This is a genomic window from Bacillus sp. DTU_2020_1000418_1_SI_GHA_SEK_038 (assembly GCF_032341175.1).
Taxonomy (GTDB): domain Bacteria; phylum Bacillota; class Bacilli; order Bacillales; family Cytobacillaceae; genus Cytobacillus.
On the sequence record NZ_CP135435.1, the window covers coordinates 845458 to 865379 of the forward strand.

General features: G+C 36.5%; 18 protein-coding genes. 13 read left to right on the forward strand and 5 right to left on the reverse strand.

Annotated elements, in window-relative coordinates; all coding sequences use genetic code 11:
* Nucleotides 1-20: 20 nt before the first annotated feature.
* The 3 genes from RRV45_RS04280 to RRV45_RS04290 form a co-directional block, all read right to left on the reverse strand.
* Entirely contained in the window at nt 21-1244 is a 1224-nt protein-coding gene (locus tag RRV45_RS04280; RefSeq protein ID WP_315668928.1) for an amidohydrolase, read from the reverse strand.
* A gap of 24 nt (nt 1245-1268) precedes the next feature.
* Complete coding sequence (locus RRV45_RS04285) at nt 1269-2519, reverse strand: amidohydrolase family protein (RefSeq protein WP_315667514.1); 1251 nt, start codon at nt 2517-2519, stop codon at nt 1269-1271.
* A gap of 133 nt (nt 2520-2652) precedes the next feature.
* Nucleotides 2653-4212 carry a glutathione ABC transporter substrate-binding protein gene (locus RRV45_RS04290; protein WP_315668929.1) on the reverse strand — a complete coding sequence of 520 codons (1560 nt, stop codon included), beginning with the start codon at nt 4210-4212 and terminating at the stop codon, nt 2653-2655.
* Between the two features lie 335 nt (nt 4213-4547).
* Between RRV45_RS04290 and RRV45_RS04295 the strand changes: the two genes are divergently transcribed.
* The 7 genes from RRV45_RS04295 to RRV45_RS04325 all read left to right on the forward strand — a co-directional run bounded on the left by RRV45_RS04295 (nt 4548) and on the right by RRV45_RS04325 (nt 11293).
* Entirely contained in the window at nt 4548-5450 is a 903-nt protein-coding gene (locus RRV45_RS04295; RefSeq protein WP_315668930.1) for an ABC transporter permease, read from the forward strand.
* A gap of 24 nt (nt 5451-5474) precedes the next feature.
* Complete coding sequence (gene nikB, locus RRV45_RS04300) at nt 5475-6395, forward strand: nickel ABC transporter permease (RefSeq protein WP_315667515.1); 921 nt, start codon at nt 5475-5477, stop codon at nt 6393-6395.
* Between the two features lie 16 nt (nt 6396-6411).
* Entirely contained in the window at nt 6412-7428 is a 1017-nt protein-coding gene (locus RRV45_RS04305) for an ABC transporter ATP-binding protein (RefSeq protein WP_315667516.1), read from the forward strand.
* Nucleotides 7429-8421, forward strand: coding sequence for an ABC transporter ATP-binding protein (locus tag RRV45_RS04310; protein WP_315667517.1), 993 nt, complete (start codon nt 7429-7431; stop codon nt 8419-8421).
* 97 nt (nt 8422-8518) lie between these two features.
* Nucleotides 8519-9262 carry a sensor histidine kinase gene (locus RRV45_RS04315; RefSeq protein WP_315667519.1) on the forward strand — a complete coding sequence of 248 codons (744 nt, stop codon included), beginning with the start codon at nt 8519-8521 and terminating at the stop codon, nt 9260-9262.
* A 16-nt stretch (nt 9263-9278) separates the two neighbouring features.
* Complete coding sequence (locus RRV45_RS04320) at nt 9279-9971, forward strand: response regulator transcription factor (protein WP_315667520.1); 693 nt, start codon at nt 9279-9281, stop codon at nt 9969-9971.
* Entirely contained in the window at nt 9968-11293 is a 1326-nt protein-coding gene (locus tag RRV45_RS04325; RefSeq protein WP_315667522.1) for an SLC5/6 family protein, read from the forward strand. The genes RRV45_RS04320 and RRV45_RS04325 overlap by 4 nt, the downstream gene beginning before the upstream one ends.
* Before the next feature lie 158 nt (nt 11294-11451).
* Here RRV45_RS04325 and RRV45_RS04330 read toward each other — a convergent pair whose 3' ends face one another.
* Together RRV45_RS04330 and RRV45_RS04335 are read right to left on the reverse strand one after the other, a co-directional pair.
* The gene (locus tag RRV45_RS04330) at nt 11452-12702 is read right to left on the reverse strand and encodes an amidohydrolase (protein ID WP_315667523.1); all 1251 of its coding nucleotides are present in this window, start codon (nt 12700-12702) and stop codon (nt 11452-11454) included.
* A 76-nt stretch (nt 12703-12778) separates the two neighbouring features.
* The gene (locus RRV45_RS04335; protein WP_315667524.1) at nt 12779-14344 is read right to left on the reverse strand and encodes a glutathione ABC transporter substrate-binding protein; all 1566 of its coding nucleotides are present in this window, start codon (nt 14342-14344) and stop codon (nt 12779-12781) included.
* Between the two features lie 540 nt (nt 14345-14884).
* Here RRV45_RS04335 and RRV45_RS04340 point away from each other — a divergent pair.
* The 6 genes from RRV45_RS04340 to RRV45_RS04360 all read left to right on the forward strand — a co-directional run bounded on the left by RRV45_RS04340 (nt 14885) and on the right by RRV45_RS04360 (nt 19825).
* Nucleotides 14885-15058 (forward strand): hypothetical protein, encoded by a 174-nt coding sequence (locus tag RRV45_RS04340; protein ID WP_315667525.1) that lies wholly within the window; start codon nt 14885-14887, stop codon nt 15056-15058.
* Between the two features lie 590 nt (nt 15059-15648).
* Nucleotides 15649-16218 carry a DoxX family protein gene (locus RRV45_RS04345; protein WP_315667526.1) on the forward strand — a complete coding sequence of 190 codons (570 nt, stop codon included), beginning with the start codon at nt 15649-15651 and terminating at the stop codon, nt 16216-16218.
* Nucleotides 16219-16493: 275 nt separating this feature from the next.
* Nucleotides 16494-16628: a membrane dipeptidase gene (locus RRV45_RS22070; protein WP_410489329.1), complete on the forward strand. Its 135-nt coding sequence runs from the start codon at nt 16494-16496 to the stop codon at nt 16626-16628.
* A gap of 70 nt (nt 16629-16698) precedes the next feature.
* Complete coding sequence (locus RRV45_RS04350; protein ID WP_315667527.1) at nt 16699-17946, forward strand: cysteine desulfurase-like protein; 1248 nt, start codon at nt 16699-16701, stop codon at nt 17944-17946.
* 126 nt (nt 17947-18072) lie between these two features.
* On the forward strand, nt 18073-18966 hold the full coding sequence (locus RRV45_RS04355; RefSeq protein ID WP_315667528.1) for a DMT family transporter: 894 nt from the start codon (nt 18073-18075) through the stop codon (nt 18964-18966).
* Between the two features lie 76 nt (nt 18967-19042).
* Nucleotides 19043-19825 (forward strand): IclR family transcriptional regulator, encoded by a 783-nt coding sequence (locus RRV45_RS04360; protein WP_315667529.1) that lies wholly within the window; start codon nt 19043-19045, stop codon nt 19823-19825.
* The last annotated feature ends 97 nt before the right edge of the window (nt 19826-19922 follow it).

The window sequence follows — 19922 nt, forward strand, 5'->3', positions numbered from 1 at the left end:
GGGCCCTCTTAGAAGTGATTTTAGGCTAGATTCCCAACAACTACATTCCCTTTAAAAATAACAGCTTCACGTTTAGGGGTTCTTGCTACCGTTTCTGCGGAACAAGATGCATTGACTAAAACTAAATTTGCATCGTCACCCTCAAGCGGCCAGGCAACCTCACCATCTTTATTTAATGGGGTTATTCCGCCAGTGGCCCATTTTAGTGACTGAGATAATGAAATTTCATCGCTTTTCCTAAAGAGTTCGCCATATCTTGTTACCTTTTCCAATACATCCCCATTGCCAAAAGGCCCCCATGAATCATAAAAACCATCACATCCAAGGTAAACATTGACTCCCTTTTGTTCCAAGATGGGGATTGGAGGCAGAGATCTTGCAATTGGAATAGTAGACATAATCGACATTCCTTGATGGCTTAATTTATCTGCAATAGCTTCAGCTTGTTCTGTTGAAACTTCTCCTAGACCAAAAGCATGGCTAACGGCCACGCGATTTTGCCATTTAGCGTCTTCGACCATTTCAGTTAATTTATCGACTGTATAGTAACCAACATGTCCGCCATCATGTAAATGAATATCAACATCTGCATTGAATTCTGCAGCCAGATTCATCACTTCATATAGGGACCCTTCAATATTCCGGTCAATTCCTGCCGGGTCCAGTCCACCAACGATGGTTGCCCCTGATCTCATTGCTTCCTTCATAAGAGAAATGACATTTTCTTTTAAAAGGCCATGTTGTGGAAAAGCAACAATTTCATAAGTAAGTTTATCTGAATAGTCTTCGAGGGCTGCTTTTATCCCTTCGAGGTTTTTCAGTCCAATATAGGGATCGATATTCACATGGGTACGAATATGTGTTGACCCTTTTGATAAGATAAGCTCGATCATTTTACTTGCTCTTTGCTTAGCTGTAGAAGCTAATTCTTCAAGCTCCATCGCTTCAAGGCGCAACCGTTCTTCTAAATTTTTCACAGGTATACATGCCTTCCAATCTAGAGATAAATAAGTTTTGTCTAGATGATTATGCATTTCTTTAAAAGAAGGGATAGCCAAAAACCCTTTACCGTCAATCGTTTTTTCGCCTGGCGGAATCTGAAAGCTATGATTATGCTTTTCTATTATTTTCCCATCTTGAATCTTCAAATGGAATAGCTCCGTTTTCGTTGAAAAGACTCCGTTTTCATCTTGAAGGTACGCTGTTTCTAACAAAACGTTTTTTAACCAATAAGAAGTATGCATCATATTTCCTCCTCGCTCCCTTTTTTATCTAACCGTGGATGGCTCTGTTTGAGTTGATTCCGATAATTTGCTTTCCACCTTTTTCCCTTTAAAAAACAATGATTCCACTGTTGCCCGTCTCGCTATCGCCTCGGCGGAACAAGTAGCATCAACTAACATCATCGTTGCTTCTGATCCGACCTTAGGCCATACTCTTTCACCTTCTTTATTTAACGGGGTAATGCCTCCAGTTCCGTATTTCAAGGAGGAGGATAAGGAATACTCATCAATTAGCCTGAATCTTTCAGCTAGCCTGCCAAGCTTTTGAATCGTATTTCCTGTTCCAAAAGGTGACCAATGGTCGGTAATGCTATCATGTCCAACAGAAACAGTAACTCCTAATTTATCGAGATCTAGCACTGGAATTGTAGGTCGATTAATTGGTATGGTAGTTGTCACATCAATTTCTTGATTCTTCAAAATGGCTGCCATATCGGAAAGGGATTCCCCTTGCAGGTCACCTAATGCGATCCCATGACTTATAGTTGCCTTGCCTTTAAGTCCAGCTTCCTCTGTATAATGAGCCATTCTTTCGAAAGTAAAGGCACCTAATGAATCTGGATCGTGAAGATGAATATCAACGCCTTTATTGTTTTCAACTGCAATATCAAATATTGTGTATAATGATTTCTCGATGTTTCGGTCTACTGTAGCTGGATCAACTCCACCAACCAACGTTGCTCCATTTTTCATCGCATCCCGGATTAATTGTACGGAGTCACTCTTTAGCAATCCATGCTGTGGAAAGGCAACGATTTCATAAGTAAGAACATCTTTGTATTTTTCCAGAGCGTTTACAGTTGCTTCTAAGTTTTTTAATCCAATAATGGGATCAACATTACAGTGGGTACGTATATGGGTATGGCCATTTTTTAAATATAATTCAATCATTTTTTCCGCACGTTCCTGGGCGGTTGGTAAAAGCTTAGGAAGAAGTTCTACTTCTTCTTCTAATCTAGTAAAAATCCCTTTAGTAAGCGGAGTACAGGCTTTCCAAGGTCCTCCGTAATAAGTTTTATCAATATGAATATGCATATCTCTTAATGATGGGAGAAGAAGATGCTGATTTGCATCAAATTGGCTTTCTGTAGAGTCTGGGGATGTATGGGTAATTTCTGCGATTTTTCCATCTTCAATTTTCAAATGGCATATTTCAGTTTCGGTTCCTGCAATTCGATCATTATCATAGATAAAGCCCTTCTCTAAGCGTACATTGGTTAACCAAAAAGTTGACATCCGTATTCCTCCCTTTAGTTTGGAAAAAAGGAAAAAGTACCTTTTAACGTAAGTACTTTTCCTCTAAATTTATTTTACAATTACACAAGAAGTCATTTGTTATATACCTCTAGGTCTCTTAGAATGAAGCTGTTTATTTAATTACGATATCATCGATCATCAAGTAGTTTACTGGGTTTAACCACAAACCACTTATGCTGTTTTTATTGTAATTAGCTAAATGCTCATAGTTACGGATTGGAACATAAACCGCTTCATCCAATTCAATTTGCATAGCCTTCTCATATAGTTGCTTACGAGTTGCTTCGTCTGTTTCTTGACGAGCTTCATCGATGATTTTGTCTACTTCTGGATTGCTATAGTAGAAATGGTTTCCAGGAGCTCCCTGTGATATAGAGTGGAATAAATTATATTGATTGTAATCTCCATCTCCTGTCGCATTTCCCCAGCCTCCGATAAACAAGTCATGCTCAGATTTTCCAATCATATCAATATACGAACCATATTCCATCACTTGAATTTTCACCTCAACCCCAATTCCTTTTAATTGAGATTGGATAACTTCAGCCATATTAATACGTTCTTTTCTGTCATTTGTTAGTAAATTAAGTGTTAGTCCCTCTTCATGGCCAGCTTCTTTTAATAATTTTTTAGCCTCATTTAAATCATAGTCATACGGCTTCACCTTATCACTGTGGCCAAACACCTTTGGGCTCATTGCAGCATTTGCAAGTGTACCTACGTTATTATAAACGCCTTTAATAATGGCTTCTCTTTCGATAGCATGACTAATTGCTTTACGTACTTTCACATCATCTAACGGTTTTTTCTTCGTATTAAAGCCAATATATTCAACAGCAAGTCCCTCTGTACGGTAAAGTCCCATCGTACTTGATGCTTCAATACGTTCAATTTCCGTTACAGGTACTTGGTCGTTAATGTGGGCTTCACCTGTTTCAACCATCGCTAAACGTGTAGCGTCTTCAGGAACAACCTTGAATACAACACCATCAATATTTGGCTTTTTGCCCCAATAGCTCTCATTTTTCTTTAAGGAAATTTCCTTTCCTGACTCCCATTTTTCAAACACAAACGGGCCAGTACCTACTGGATGCTCCGCTAATTTTTCTGGATTCTCGGCTAATGCTTTCGGACTAATGATACTTCCCTCATTACTTGCCAAGATAGAAAGAAGCGGAGAATAAGGATAGTCAAGTATAAATTGTACTGTAAAATCATCTACAATTTTAATTTCATTAATCATCCCTAATTTCTCACGTTGCGGTGACCCAGTGTTAGGATCTAGTAAACGATCAAATGTTGCTTTTACTGCTTCGGCATTAAATGGAGTCCCGTCATGAAAAGTAATACCTTCTTTTAACTTAAACTCCCAAGTTGTATCATTTAGAACATTCCACTCAGTTGCTAAAAGCGGTTGAATGTTCATGTCTTTATCTGGCTCCACCAATGTTTCATATACTTTCTGATAAATAATGTTGGCGGAAGGAATATTTGTAATAAAATGAGGGTCTAATTTTGTTGCATCTGAAAGACTGACAACAGTAAGAGTTCCTCCTTTTTCTGCTACTTCCGTTTTCTCTTCCGTATCTTTCGAAGTCTTTTCCTGAGTCGAACATGCAGAAGCAAATAACATCATTAATCCAATAAAAACAAGTAAAATCGCATTTCGCATAGATCTACTAGCTGTCTCCATTTTTTTATTTCTCCCTTTTTATAATTTAAATTTATCATTCAATAACCCTTTACTTCCTTTCCTTTCACCATCCCCCCGTTAAATCTTAAATGCAATTATAGAAGATACTGAACGGAAATATTTACAGAATATTTACTCGTTTTTATAATATTTTGACAACTGATTGAAAAAATATTTACTTTAAAATTAATTTTGGTAGTTTTAATAAAACATAATTCATTTTAAACAATCTTTTTTCCTGAAAGGGGGGTAATTTTCCATTTAGATATTCTTATATAATTTTTTAAAAAAAACTCTAATAGGGGGGACATATGATGTCAATTGAAGTAAAAACGGAACAGCCTATGGTTGTCACACAAACTGTAAGTAGTCCAAAGGAATCTATACTAAAAGATTTTCTTTCTATATTAATGATCAATAAAGCAGCAATGGCTGGAGCAATAATTATTCTTTTTTATATTTTTATTGCCATATTCGCACCTTTGCTTGCTCCATACAGTCCTTATGAGATTAATTTAGAAAATAAGTTGATACCTCCATCAGCAGACCATTGGATGGGAACTGATGATAAAGGTAGAGACATTCTAAGCCGAATTTTATATGGGGCAAGGCTTTCAATGGGAGTAGGCTTTGCTGCTGTAATATTTGGGGCATTTTTTGGAATTATTTTTGGACTAATCGCAGGCTATTATGGCAAGTGGATTGACTCCATTATTATGAGAATGATGGATGTAATGCTTGCATTTCCTGGAATTTTGTTAGCGCTTGCCATCATAGCTGCTCTTGGGCCAAGTCTTATTAATGTTACGATTGCTGTCGGGGCATTCTCCGTTCCGCTATTTGCAAGAATTGTTAGAGGATCAACCTTAGAAGTGAAGCGGTTGGAGTATATTGATGCTATCCGTTCTTTAGGTGCAAGTGATTTAACGATTATCTTTAAGCATGTTTTTCCGAATATTCTATCACCTATTATTGTTCAAGGAACGTTACGCCTAGCAACAGCGATTCTTTCAGCAGCCGGACTTTCTTTTCTTGGCCTTGGTGCACAACCGCCTTCACCAGAGTGGGGGACTATGTTAAGCAGCGGCAGGGATTTCTTGTTTTCAGCCCCATATATTGCGTTATTCCCGGGATTAGCTATTTCAATACTAGTATTAGGTTTTAATATTTTTGGTGATGGATTACGAGATGCGTTTGACCCAAGGATGAAAAAATAGAAAAGTTTAAGGAGGTTTTAATGAATGGTTATGTTTATGTTTCGCCGTATTCTACAAACAATCCCTGTAATCATTGGGGTATCATTTGTTGTCTTCTTTATCATGCAGCTAGTCCCTGGTGATCCTGCCGTATTACTAGCGGGTGAAGGAGCATCCAATGAAACAATTGAAGCATTGCGTGAGCAATTAGGATTAAATCGGCCCTTGGTCATTCAGTATTTTGACTACCTTATGAATGTTTTTAAAGGGGATTTAGGAGTTTCATTAAAGAATAGTCAGCCAGTATTAGATGAAATTCTAGTTAGGCTGCCAATTACGATTGAACTTGCTTTCTTTAGTATCATCATCACAATCGTTGTAGGTATGTTGGCTGGAATTCTTTCTGCTGTGAAACCCTATTCATTTCAAGATATAGGTGTCATGCTTATTGCGCTTCTAGGAATATCATTACCAAGCTTTTGGTTAGGATTAATGCTTATGTATTTCTTTTCTGTCAAATTACAAATTCTGCCTGTTGCTGGATGGGATAGCCTTTTACATGTTATTCTTCCTGCCATTACTTTAGGAGCTGGTGGTGCTGCCATTGTGGCCCGTATGACTAGGTCTAGTATGTTGGAAGTTATTCGACAGGATTATATACGTACAGCACGTGCGAAGGGGCTCCGTGAGCGAATTATTATTTATAAACATGCATTAAGAAATGCATTGATCCCTGTCATTACAGTAGTTGGTTTACAGTTCGGGGCATTACTTGGGGGAACCGTAATTGTGGAATCCATTTTTGCTATTAATGGTTTAGGCAGAATGATTGTTGACGCCATTCGTATGAGGGATTTACCAATGGTTCAAGGCGGTGTATTAGTAGCTTCACTTATATTTGTCATTGTAAATCTATTTGTTGATATTTTTTATAAATTCTTTAATAAACGTATTGAGTTAAATTAAAAAGGCGGTGAATGATATGAATGATGCGAATAAACCTATTTTAGAAGTAAAAGGATTAAAAACATATTTCACTACCAAACATGGAATAAGCAAGGCCGTTGATGGTATTGATTTTTCACTGCATAAAGGAGAAACCCTAGGAATTGTCGGGGAATCTGGCTGTGGAAAAAGTATGACATCGCTGTCCATTTTAAGATTAATTCCCTCTCCTCCTGGAAAAATCGCAGGAGGGTCCATTTTATTCAAGGGAAAAGACTTGGTATCCATATCTGAGGATGAAATGAGGCAAATACGTGGAAATGAAATCTCGATGATATTCCAAGAACCCATGACCTCTTTAAATCCTGTCATACCTGTCGGCGAACAAATTGCTGAAGCCATTAGATTGCATCAAAAGTTAGGAAAGAAAGCTGCGTGGGAAAAGGCTGTTGAAATGCTTAAATTAGTCGGAATTCCTTCACCAGAAAAAAGAGCGAAGCAAGAACCATTTCAATTGAGCGGCGGTATGCGCCAGCGTGTTATGATCGCCATGGCCTTGGCATGCACACCTGAAGTGTTAATTGCAGATGAACCAACAACAGCTTTGGACGTTACAATTCAAGCCCAAATAATAGAATTAATTAAAGATTTACAAACGAAATTAGGTATGGGTGTTATCATGATCACACATGATTTAGGGGTAGTTGCGGAAACTTGTGATAAGGTAGCTGTGATGTATGCTGGAAACATTGTAGAGCATGCTTCTGTAGAACAAATTTTTGCTAATCCAAAACACCCTTATACTCAAGGATTGCTTAATTCTTTGCCAAAAATTAATGAGGATGTTGAAGAATTAAACACAATTGATGGGAGTGTTCCAAGCCCTTATAATATGCCAACTGGCTGCCGTTTTGCCTCAAGATGTCCTCATTTAAAAGAAATATGTACTGATCAAAATCCCCACCTAGTTGAACTAGCAGATGGTGATAAGGTGAGATGTTGGAAATATACAGAAGAATGGAAAGATGCCTATGAAAAAGAGGAGGTCATCTAAATGGAAACAGCTGTACAAAAAAAGGTTATTTTAGAAGTAGACCAGTTAAAACAATATTTCAAAGTGAAAACGGATTCTATTTTTAAACCAAAAACATTTGTAAAAGCAGTCGATGATATTTCATTTCAATTGTTTGAGGGGGAGACATTAAGTATTGTTGGAGAATCCGGTTGTGGAAAATCAACAACTGGGAGGGCCATTCTAAGACTTGACGAGCCCACTGATGGGAAAGTGCTTTTTGATGGGAAAAATATTTTGGAATTAAATAGAAAAGAGATGAGAAAGCTTAGGGGGGATCTACAAGTTATTTTTCAAGACCCTTTTGCTTCTCTCAATCCCCGTCAAAGGGTTAAGCAAATTTTAAATGAAGCAATGTCTATTCAGGAAGTTGTACCTAAACCGGAAAGATTAGATAGGATGCTTGAATTACTAGGATTAGTTGGACTCCCAGCGGAAGCTTTAAACCGTTATCCTCATGAATTTAGCGGCGGACAGCGTCAGAGAATTGGCATCGCTCGGGCACTTGCCGTAAACCCAAGATTAATTATATGTGATGAAGCCGTTTCTGCACTGGATGTTTCAATTCAAGCACAAATTCTTAATCTATTAAAAAGATTACAAAAGCAATTTAAACTAACATTTTTATTCATTTCACATGATTTAAGTGTCGTACGGCATATTTCGGATCGTGTCATGGTTATGTATTTAGGAAAAATTGTTGAAATTGCTGACAAGAAAGATCTATTTGATCAACCGCAGCATCCGTATACACGAGCACTATTGTCTTCTATTCCAATTCCAGACCCTACATTTAAAAAGGATCGAGTAATTTTATCGGGTGATGTTCCATCCCCGCTTGATCCTCCAAGTGGCTGTCGATTCCATACTCGTTGTCCATTCGCCACCGATCAGTGTAAAACTGAAGAACCTTCTTTAAGAGAATTGAAGAAAAATCATTTTGTCAGCTGCCATATTGCTGAGCAACTTAATTAACAGATAATACGTAAAATTATAATAACAAAATGATATACTAGTAGAGGGAGTACATAGTTTACTCCCTTTTTTCTCATTAAAAGGAGTAGCAATCCATATGCTGACATTTGAATCATTCTCTATTTATATTATGTTATGTGTTTTAGCTCCTTTGTTAGGTGCCTTTACGTTGCTTTTTTTATTTTTCTTTGAGAAGAGAATTGACCTGCTAGAAAAGCAAAAACGAGAAATCGCACTGGAAAGAGAGCTGCAAATTGCCCTTTATAATCAATTAAATCAGGAAATACAGCCTCATTTCCTCTTTAATACGTTAAATTCCATTCTTAGTTTAGCGAGATTGGATCGGAAAGATGAACTAGTCCGTTCAATTGAAACGCTTTCTAAACTATTAAAATTTAAATATCAATCGAATAATAATTATATAACAATAAAAGATGAGCTTACCTATATTCGCTATTATATGGAAATACAGAAAACAAGATTTAGAGATCGGCTTCATTATGAGATCACTACAGAAATTGACGTAGAACATGCAATTATTATCCCTTTTTTAATTCAAACATTAGTTGAAAATGCTTTTAAACATGCATTTGAAAAAAGTATGGGTGAATACTTTTTAAAAGTAAATGTAAAAAAGATAGGTCAGGAAGTTAATGTGACTGTTTGGAACAATGTGCTAAGTGATCAAATTCAGATTCCCAAAAACAATGGAATCGGTTTAGAAAATATCAAAAAGAGGCTTGAACTTCTTTTTCCTGGTGAAAAAACGGCCGTAAAATTGACCAACTCTGAACAAGGCACCACTGTTTTAGCGGTATTTCCATTTGAAATGAAGGAATAAATTTAGGGGGATAAATATGAACATCTTGTTAGTGGATGATGAAATTCTTGAATTAGAGCAGCTTGAATATTTAATCCTTAAAGAGTTTCCAACATGGGAGATTTTTAAAGCCCTAGATGCCTCACAAGCACTTCAAATTGTTAAACAACATCCTATTTTTTTAGCCTTTTTAGATATCCAGCTTCCTGGAAAGTCAGGACTAGAGTTAGCTGCGGAATTATCAGAATCTTACACAATGGATATTGTTATGGTAACGGCTTTTCAAAATTTCCAATATGCACAAACCTCCATCAGACTTGGAGCTGTTGACTACATTACGAAACCTGTCATTGAAGAAGAATTGAAAGCCGTGCTGGATAGGTACGAGCAATTGAATAAGTATTCCGAATCTATTGTTAAAGCCCTGCAAATTATTCAAGAAGAATATAGCGAAAAACTTACCCTAAATTATTTAGCTTCAAAAATTCATATCAACTCGACTTATTTGAGCAGGAAGTTTCATGAGGAAGTGGGGATGGGTTTTGCTGAATACTTAAATGAATTTCGTTTGAACATGGCACAAGAAATGTTAATTAATCATCCAGATTTAAGTATCAGTACGATTTCAGAAAGATGCGGATTCAATAGCCAAAATTATTTTAGCCAAATGTTTCGCAAAATGACAGGTAAATCACCGCGTGAATATCGTGTTGAGGTGATTTACCGTTGAAAAATAGCAATTATCAAATTTATGTCAGCGGGACTATTAAACTGGGCGTTAGTTTTGGCATTGTTAGTTTATTAGCTAGGTGGATAACTGGAAATAGTATTCTATCGTCACCTGAAATGCTAATGAAATATGGATTAACTGGCGGCATCGGATATTCTTTAATGGGAGCAGTGGGACTTATTTTATTTGGTTTTTTAGCCAAGAAAATTCGCGAAAGATATCCTAACCAGAGTACAATTGGAGACGTACTGCACGGAAAATTAACACCTATTGGTTATGGGTATATGATGACTGTTATTCTATTTACTAGCTTTGATTCCATGTTTGTTCAAGCAATAAGTGCTGGAATTCTATTGCATATGATTTCTCCTCTGCCTATTTTTGTGGGAATGTTTATTTTTCTATTATTTTGCTATATTGTTGGTGGAATTGGAGGTATGCAAAGAATACATCAACTTGCTGGCTTGAATGTTTCATTAGCATTTGGGGCCGTCATAGTGATTCCGGTTTATTTCTATATTCAACAAGGGATTTCCCCAGTGTATGATGGAATTAAACTTTATCACCCTTATTTATTGTACCTTAAAAATACGGATGCAACCTTTTTTATTTTTACAGCCATATTAATTGGATTCGGTCAAATTATCATTGATCGCTCAACATGGCAAAGGATTTTTATTATTAAAAAGGAAAAAATCCAATTAACATTTATGTTAGCCGGATTAATATGGTTAACTATTCCATTAGCAATATCGTCTTTATTATTGATAATCATTTATGGCCGAAGCTATGATAATATTTACTCTCTATTATATGAATTGATAAACAAAATTGGCTCTACTCCCCTTATCATTCTATTCGTGCTATTTTGCTTTAGTGCGCTGTCTTCTGCACTTAGTTCAGAGTTGAATGCCACAACTTCATTAATAGTGAAAAATATATTCGGAGTATTTCGCAGTTTATCCAATCAAGGGAAATGGAAATATACTTCTATAATATCTGGGTTAATATGTCTAGTTTTACTAGGACTTGTAAGCTTTCTTAAACCAAATTTATTAGCACTGTTATTTTTCTTTGGTAACATTTATGCTTCCTTAATTGCTCCGATGATTGTCATTGTTCTCAGTAAAAAAATGGTTACTGCTATTGTTCCGTTTGCATCATTAGTTGGGCTAGTCGGTGGCTATATTTCCTTATACATAATAGGGTTGGATCATTTAATGTCAATTTGGGTCAGCTTCACAATTTCTAGTACTATTTGTATACTTTATTCCCTTTATAACACCGTTTTCTTTAAAAATGATTTTATTGAGGGGTCCTAGGGGGCTAAAGAATACGGTCACCGTCATAATGTTCGGGCTGCCCATTGATAAAAAAAGCTGGATAGTAAAACATTAAAAAACCAGAGTATAATAACTCCGGTTTTTTTGTACAATTTTTTTAATGATAACCATTATTGAAAAACTGATCAATTGTTGTCCTAATGATCTTGGAGAATAACTTGCTGATGATTTAAATCCCCATAAACAAGACTGCCATTATAAAAAACTGCCTCTCTTTTGGCCTGTCTTGCGACTGCTTCAGCAGAACAACTGGCATTAACTAAAATAATATTTGCCTTATCTCCCTCTTTAGGCCATACTTGATTTCCTTCTTTATCTAATGGAGTAATACCACCAGTAATATATTTCAGCGTTTGAGCGAGTGAAAACTCATCAGTCCATCGGTTACGCTCTACAAGTCGGCCTGCCCTGGCCAGAATATCACCATTACCTGTCGGCCACCATGAATCATAAATATTGTCGTTCCCAATCGCAACTTCTACTCCATATTCGCTTAGGAGCTTTATCGGGGGAATGGCTCTTCCCATTGGAAGACTAGATACAATAGTAATACCAGCCTGCCGTAAAATTTCGGCCATTTCGGCCGCCTCTTCAGTTGAGACATCTCCGAGCCCGAAGGCATGGCTAATAGCTACTCTACCTTCCCAGCCTGCTTCTTTAGTTAAAAAAGCAAGACGCTTCATTGTAAAGGTCCCAAGATGACCTGGATCATGTAAGTGTAAATCAATATCTGCATCTCCCTCAACAGCTAAGTCCATTAATTGTACGAGAGATGCTTCAATATTATTATCCACAGTTGCTGGATCAACCGCCCCAACAATGCCTGCACCACTTCTAACGGCTTCTCTCATAAGGTTTACTACACCTGGGCGCAATAATCCATGCTGGGCAAATGCGACTATCTCAGAACTTAGTTTTTGGGAATATGAATCTAGCGCCTTTTGAATCTCCACTAAATTATGCAGTTTAACTTCAGGATAAATGTCTACATGTGTTCTTACATGAGTTGATCCAAACGATAATAATTGTTGTAATAAAGCTTCTGCACGATATTGTGTACTTGTCGAAATGGAAGCTAAAATATTCTTTTCAATTTCACATCGGTCAATTACGCTGGAAGCTGGAATACAAGACCTCCATTCATGGTCCCCAATATATGTTTTATCGAGGTGAACATGCTTTTCTACAAATGATGGCAGCATTAGAAGGCCTCGTCCGTCTTTAATAGGTAAATCATCCGGAATCTTTTCTTCTGCTCCTATTATTTTCGTAATACATCCGTCTGATATGAAAATATGAAATAAGTTTGTTAAAGTGCCAGTTACTCGTGCATTCTCTCTTTTGAACCCGCATTCGAGGCGTATATTCTTTAACCAATAGCTCTTCATTTTAATCAATCCCTACTTTACACAATGTAATTTTTACTGATAAAGGGATTATCTATCGATAATCCCTATTAATTGTTTATTTAATTGAAATATCATTAATTTCTAAATACCCTGAAGGGCTAATATCGAATCCTTCTACCTTTTTAGAAACTGCAGCCAAGTTTTCAATTACACGAACAGGAATGTAAACGGCTTCATCAAGTTCAATTTCTTGTGCTTTGGCATATAATTCAATACGCTTATTTTCATCCTTTTCCGCACGGGCAGCTTCGATTAGTGAATCTACTTCTTTATTGCTATAGAAAAAGGTATTTCCATGTGGCCCATGGGAAGATGAGTGAAGTAGATTATACTGATTGTAATCAGCATCTCCTGTTGCATTTCTCCAACTATTTATAAACATTTCAGTATCGCCTGTATTTATCTGCTCTATGAATGTTCCATACTCTAAAACTTGAATAGTTAAATTTATTCCTATCCCTTTCAGCTGCGATTGAAGAACTTCAGCAAGATTTACTCTTTCTTTGTTGTCCATTGTTTTCAGAGTAGCTTCAAAACCCTGTGGATATCCGGCTTCGGCAAGTAATTTCTTAGCTTCATTTAGATTATACTCAGAAGCTTTCAGTCCTTTATGATACCCAAAAACCTTGGACCCTAACAACGAGTTTGCCTTACTCCCGGCATTATTAAAAACTCCTTCAATAATAGAATCACTTTCAATCGCATGTGAAATAGCTTTACGGACACGACTATCATTAAATGGAGCCTTCTGAACGTTGAAAGCAACAAATTCTGTACCAAATGCTTCGCTGCGGTATACCTCAGAGTTTTGTGATGCTTCAACAGTATCAAGCATCGCTACAGAAAGAGGTTCGGCAATATGAGCCTCACCAGTCTCAACCATTGAAATTCTAGTTGTTTCCTCGGGAACAACCTTAAATACAACTTTATCAAGTTTGGGCTTTTCTCCCCAATAATCTTCATTTTTATTTAATACAATTTCTTGCCCAGGAGTCCACTTTTCAAAAACAAATGGACCGGTTCCGCTTGGTTCTTGAATAGATTTTTTTCCGTATTTTTCAATCATTGTAGGATTAATGATACCGCCTTCATGATTGGCTAAAATAGAAAGTAAAGGTGCAAAAGGCTGTGATAAAATAAATTGAACAGTGTGTTCATCGACTACTTTTATTTCATTGACCATTTTTAGAACAACAGCTCTAGGAGAACCGACATTTGGATCCAGCAATCGATCAAACGTTGCTTTAACGGCATCTGCGTTAAAAGGCGTTCCATCGTGGAATTTTACATCTTCTCTTAACTTGAACTCCCACGTTGTATCATCTAATTGCTTCCACTCCTTCGCTAGTAAAGGTTGGATTTCAGAGTTTTTATCTCGGCCAACTAACCCCTCATAAACCTTTCTATGAGTAACGCTGACAGCATTAATTGTAGAACTAAATTGATGATCCAAATTATCCGCATCTGATAGACGTACTATAACTAAAGTGCCTCCATCCTTAGATCCTTCACCTGTTTCGTTATCATTTGTGCTCACATCCTTCTTTGTAGAACAGCCAGCAATAAGAAGTACAATCAATATGACAGTAAACAGCATTGTAATACCTTTCTTTGAACTCATGGCATTACCTCCTAATCCTTATTTTCTATATTCGTTTGTCCGATTATACTAAATATTCAGATAACTATTTTTAAATATCTTTACCTATTCTTTCAGTTTCTTTACTTCTTTAGAAGAATCTTTATTTTAACATTAATTGAGAAAATAAAAGAGCTTATTGGGATCTTACCAGTGTTTGCGCGGGTGACTGGGGAACAATTCAGTGTCCAACACTAATTTCCACTCAATAGCAGATAATTTATTCACCCACTAGACAGGAGGAAGTAATTAAACGCTTTTCACCTTTGCAATTTCTGTGGTGCTTAACATGATATGATCCCTATTAGTTTGACAGATAATAAAATAAATGCGATTGGTAAAAATCGGCTCTTTTTCTTTTAGTGCAGCTGGTGCAAATGCAAATGCTATCTAGTATAAGTAATAGGGCTTATATCATAAATAACAAATCAAATAGAAAAAATAGTAGGAAAGGATATTCAATTAAAACACAGAATAGTATTAATAATTAATAATTTTATAATTTCCTGATGGAGGGATAAAGTGACTCAGTTGTCAGAGATACAGTCGATTGCTCAACAAGTTGCAGAAGCGATTTCTGCTGCTTTAAAAATTGAAACGGAAATTGTTGATGAAACGATGACGGTTTATGCCTATTTTAATATTAAGATAGATCGGATTCCAGTAGAGGAGAGTTTAGGCAAGAAGAAATGTTAAGGAAAGTGGACAAAATTACTCTATAACTGCTTTTTCGTAAATTAAAATGACGAAAACCGATATAAAGGATAATAAACCGATAAAGGTGCGCCTAGCATAAATATAGTTTAAAAGTGGCATGTGGTTTAGACCCAAATATGGAAATGGGAACATTTGTATCGAAACAGCAGCAGGAAAAATAACGCTAACTTAAATTTGAAGTATTGAATCCAAGAACCTCTTTCAAAAATGAAAGGGATTTTTCTTATTATGCTGAAGCTTTAAAATTTATTTCGTTAATGTGAATAATATGTAAAAACTGTTGAATTTTAGGGTGGTGAGCATATAATGGATTACGAGTAAAAACATTTATTTTTTTGTACAGAAAGGAAATTTTAAGTATTTCATCTTCTTAGAAAATACTCAATAAAAATCTTCTAGTAATTATATTCATTATCATACTTCTAGGCTTCCTACACAACGTCATCCCCTGATGTTTCAACTTGAAAAGAGTTTTTCCGAGGATTGTTATTGTCAAAATTAAGAAAAAAGTTAACTTTAAATCTAAGATTTTCCAAGAAATAAAATTCTATTTTCAGGAGGTAATAAAGATGGCTAAACGCGCAATCTCTATTCCAGAAAACCCGGTATCAATGTATTTATTCAATAATACAAAGTCTGCCCTTATTTGGCTTGTCATCCGTTTGTATGTCGGTTATGCGTGGATAAATGCAGGGTGGCATAAAATTACAAACGATAATTGGACAGGTGACAATTCAGGTGGTGCAGTTCAAGGTTTTGTTAAAGGAGCATTAGCCAAGGCTGAGGAAGGAAAAGACGTTACAGGCTGGTATGCAATGTTTTTAGAAAATATTGTCCTCCCAAACGCTTCTACATTCGGTTATCTCGTAGCCTACGGAGAAGTGCTAGTAGGATTAGGATTAATTTTTGGCTTATTAACTGGTATTGCCGCTTTTTTCGGATCGTTGATGAATGTCAGCTTCCTGTTTGCAGGGACACTTAGCACAAATCCACTATTATTTATTTTGGCTACTTGGTTAGTAATGGCATGGAAAGTTGCTGGTTGGTACGGGTTAGATAGGTGGGCACTACCTTATTTAGGTACACCGTGGAATAAAGGCACTTCTGTTATAAAATCGTCTATCAATAAGTCAAACTAAAAATTGTTTAAGAGATCACAATAAAAAGTGCTCTTATCTGGCTGGATAAAAGAAGCATACGGATTGAATTCGATAAAAGATTATAACGCAATTCCAAAGGCAGTGGTCAAGTATTTTAGAACCTTGTGTCTACGTAATTGAGAGAAAAGAAGGATTAATGACTTCTATAGCAGTACGAAGAGCTCTAGTCTATTAAACTAGGGCTCTTACTATTAGGAGGCAGAGGAAGAAGAATAGAGCAAATCAAGTATGTGAGTCCAAAGGATTTAGCTAGTATGCCACGAAAACCATTTGATGTGATTGATGGTCATCAGAACTTTTCAAACTTGATAGGTGGCTTGATTAATAGAGGATATAGTGATAAAGAAATAGAAAAAATAGTAGGCGGGAATTTTTTGCGGCTGTTCTAAAAGGTTTTCGGTCGTCTATTGTTGAAGTAGCATGTAATTTGGAAATTATAATAAAAGAGGAGTAGATCGTATGTTTCCAATTGAAGAAGTCCGTCAGCAATTCCCAGCATTAAACCGCCATTTTAATGGTAAACAGGTAGCCTATTTCGATGGACCTGGAGGCTCACAAGTGGTTGAGAGTGTTATAGATGCTATGGTTTCTTATATGTCAAAAGGTGGGGCTAATCTGCATGGGGAATTCCCTACAAGCAAAGAAACTGAGCAGCACTTTGAAAATGCTAGAAATGCAATCGCAGATCTTGTTGGTGCGAAACCAAATGAAGTGGCATTCGGTCAAAACTCTACTTCCTTAATGTTCTCCATTTCACGGGCTTTGTCTAAAACGTGGACTAGCCTAGATAATATCGTAGTTACTGAAATTGATCACCGTTCAAATGTTGACTCATGGGCAACAGCAGCAAAAGATTTAAACACAGAAATCCGCTTTATTCCAGTAAATACGGAGACATTAACACTTAATTTATCTCGATTACATGAGCTTATAGATGAGAATACAAAGCTTGTAGCCGTTTCACTAGCATCAAATGTGATCGGAACTATAACAGATCTAACAAACATCGCAAAGCGTGCTCATGAAGTTGGTGCCCTTGTAGCTGTGGATGCTGTACACGCTGTTCCACACTTTTCGATTGACCGTGATCAATTAGGGGCAGATATTTTATTATGTTCTGCTTATAAATTTTTTGGACCTCACATTGGAATGGCTGTGATTAAAGAAGAAGTGTTTGAGCGTCTCTCAGTATACAAACTGCAACCAGCACCGACCTATTTTCCCGATAAATTAGAAACAGGTACCCAAAACCACGAAGCCATTGCATCCATTGAGCCTTTGGTAGGCTTTATTGCTAGCTTAGGAATCGGATCGAACCGAAGAGAAAGAATTCGAAATGCTTTTCTAACAATTGAAGAGCACGAAAATAAACTAGCACGGAAACTCCGCGATGCACTAACAGGCATTCCTGAAGTCACTTTATACCAGGCACCAGATAACGTTGCAAAAACACCAACAGTCGCCTTTACAATCAAGGGAGTCGATCCTGTTGAATTTTGTAAAAGGCTAGCAGAACAACATTCTATCTTCATTGCAAGTGGAGATTTTTACGCATCTACTCTTGCCGATAAATTAGGAATCAATGAAACTGGCGGATGGATCCGTGTGGGCTTTGCTCCTTATAATACACAAGAAGAAACAGATCGTTTAATTCATGCTATTCAATATTATGTAGAATCACATGTTGTAAATAAAGCAAATAGTTAGGTAGAATTAGGTTGTGGGTTTATCCCTTTTTATCATTATAGTGATGGAAAAAACAGCTGGGCATACGAGCTGTTTTTTTATGACAAAAATAATAGACTTATTAAAACGACATAGGAGATGGAATAGATGAATGCAAAAATAAAAATGGCCATCTCCATGGCCATATTTGGTTCAATCGGCTTGTTTTCGGAAAAAACAGGTTTGCATTCGATTGAATTAGTTTTTATCCGTTGCGTCAGTGCAAGTATTCTTTTAGGAGCAATCTGGGGATTTAGTGCACTAAAAACAAAGCGAAAGAGGGAACCTATTCCTCGCCGGGAATATTACCTTGCCTTACTATGTGGATTATTCCTGGTCATCAATTGGGTATTTTTCTTTCGATCTTTAGAAGTGATGTCTATTACTGTAGCAGTATCAATTTATCATTTAGCGCCAGTAATTGTGCTCCTTTTAGGCTCTTTCCTCTTTAAAGAAAAATTAACAGGAATGGGATTAGTCTTTTTCTTTATTTGCCTCATAGGAACATTGTTAGTTGGGGGAATCCATCAACACACAAGTATTACTGGATTTTTATCAACGGGTGTTTTATGGGCGTTTGCGGCTGCTCTCTTCTACGCTCTTACTTCGATCACGGGTAAGGGAATTCAATTGCTCAACCCTTTGTTAACAACTGTTATTCAAACGAGTTTAGGTATTTTATTATTGCTGCCGCTTGTGGATTGGTCATACTTTACTCAGCTTACCTTGGAAAACTGGTTCTATATTCTTGTGACAGGATTTATTCATACCGGATTTGTCTATTACTTGTTTTTTGATAGTTTGCGTGAATTGAGGGCTCAAACCATTGCGATTTTAGTCTTCGTTGATCCGGTTGTTGCTATCTTGCTGGATGTATCTATTTTGAGCTACCGTCCTGATTTCTTCCAGCTTCTCGGAATTTTGCTAGTTTTTATAGGGATCAGTTATTCTCCTAAAAAAGAAAGAAGTGTAGAAAAGCCTAAATTTATTCGCACAAACTAAATGTACGGTTTAAGGGAATTATATGAAAATAAATGGTAGAATAATCTAAAACTCTTTTGTAATAAGGGGGAGGAGTATGGAGAAACGAGAAAGTCCAGTAAGTAGTGTTGAAAAGGCACTTAATATTTTAGAGTGCTTTGATAGCAAAAATACATGGTTAACACTAAATGAAATATCAATGAAAACAGGGTATTCAAAGACGGCAACTTTTCGGATGATTAAATCATTTGAAACATACGGTTATGTGAAAAGGGATAGCACACTTAAGGAAGCAAAATTTTCCCTTGGTTGGGCATTTCTGCATAAAGCCAACCTCATTACAGAGCAAATGAATATTCGGGATTTAGCAAAAGATGACTTAATTGATCTTAGAAATAAGACAGAGTTAACTGTTCAACTCGCAATTAGAGATGGATATGAAGCGGTATATATTGAACAATTTGAGTCATTAAATCCGATAAAGATATATTCTCAAGTGGGGAAAAAAGCACCTCTTTATGCAGCAGCTGGGCCAAGGGTTCTTCTAGCGTATAGTAATGAGCAGGAACAAAATCAGATATTAGCAAATTCAGAACTCTTTGCATACACAAAGAACACTTTGACTGATATTAATCAGATAAAAGCAGAACTTTTGAAAATACGAGAAGATGGTTATGCGGTTAGTAGAGGAGAGTTATATGAAGGTACAATGGAAATTGCATGTCCAGTTTTTGATTTAAACGGAATTGTGGCCGGAGAAATAAGTATAGTTGGTTTAGAATCTGACTTCAAAGAGGACCAACTTGAAAAATGCATTAACGATGTAAAGCTATGTGCTAGAAATATTTCTTTAAAACTTGAGAAGCAGAATTATGAGTAAAAGAGGCGTAGTTGATACGCTTCTTTTTTTTGTCGTGTTAACCTGATTGGCTATGGTAAAAAGAAAAATATTAAGACACATTTGATGAAGGAATCAC

What these genes read in the sequence shown, in the direction of transcription:
- RRV45_RS04285 (WP_315667514.1), bottom strand. Translation starts at nt 2,519, where the DNA reads ATGTCAACTTTTTGGTTAACCAATGTACGCTTAGAGAAGGGCTTTATC.
- RRV45_RS04330 (WP_315667523.1), bottom strand. Translation starts at nt 12,702, where the DNA reads ATGAAGAGCTATTGGTTAAAGAATATACGCCTCGAATGCGGGTTCAAA.
- RRV45_RS04315 (WP_315667519.1), top strand. Translation starts at nt 8,519, where the DNA reads ATGCTGACATTTGAATCATTCTCTATTTATATTATGTTATGTGTTTTA.
- RRV45_RS22070 (WP_410489329.1), top strand. Translation starts at nt 16,494, where the DNA reads ATGCCACGAAAACCATTTGATGTGATTGATGGTCATCAGAACTTTTCA.
- RRV45_RS04320 (WP_315667520.1), top strand. Translation starts at nt 9,279, where the DNA reads ATGAACATCTTGTTAGTGGATGATGAAATTCTTGAATTAGAGCAGCTT.
- RRV45_RS04335 (WP_315667524.1), bottom strand. Translation starts at nt 14,344, where the DNA reads ATGAGTTCAAAGAAAGGTATTACAATGCTGTTTACTGTCATATTGATT.
- RRV45_RS04305 (WP_315667516.1), top strand. Translation starts at nt 6,412, where the DNA reads ATGAATGATGCGAATAAACCTATTTTAGAAGTAAAAGGATTAAAAACA.
- RRV45_RS04355 (WP_315667528.1), top strand. Translation starts at nt 18,073, where the DNA reads ATGAATGCAAAAATAAAAATGGCCATCTCCATGGCCATATTTGGTTCA.
- RRV45_RS04345 (WP_315667526.1), top strand. Translation starts at nt 15,649, where the DNA reads ATGGCTAAACGCGCAATCTCTATTCCAGAAAACCCGGTATCAATGTAT.
- RRV45_RS04280 (WP_315668928.1), bottom strand. Translation starts at nt 1,244, where the DNA reads ATGCATACTTCTTATTGGTTAAAAAACGTTTTGTTAGAAACAGCGTAC.
- RRV45_RS04290 (WP_315668929.1), bottom strand. Translation starts at nt 4,212, where the DNA reads ATGCGAAATGCGATTTTACTTGTTTTTATTGGATTAATGATGTTATTT.
- RRV45_RS04360 (WP_315667529.1), top strand. Translation starts at nt 19,043, where the DNA reads ATGGAGAAACGAGAAAGTCCAGTAAGTAGTGTTGAAAAGGCACTTAAT.
- RRV45_RS04295 (WP_315668930.1), top strand. Translation starts at nt 4,548, where the DNA reads ATGTCAATTGAAGTAAAAACGGAACAGCCTATGGTTGTCACACAAACT.
- nikB (WP_315667515.1), top strand. Translation starts at nt 5,475, where the DNA reads ATGGTTATGTTTATGTTTCGCCGTATTCTACAAACAATCCCTGTAATC.
- RRV45_RS04350 (WP_315667527.1), top strand. Translation starts at nt 16,699, where the DNA reads ATGTTTCCAATTGAAGAAGTCCGTCAGCAATTCCCAGCATTAAACCGC.
- RRV45_RS04310 (WP_315667517.1), top strand. Translation starts at nt 7,429, where the DNA reads ATGGAAACAGCTGTACAAAAAAAGGTTATTTTAGAAGTAGACCAGTTA.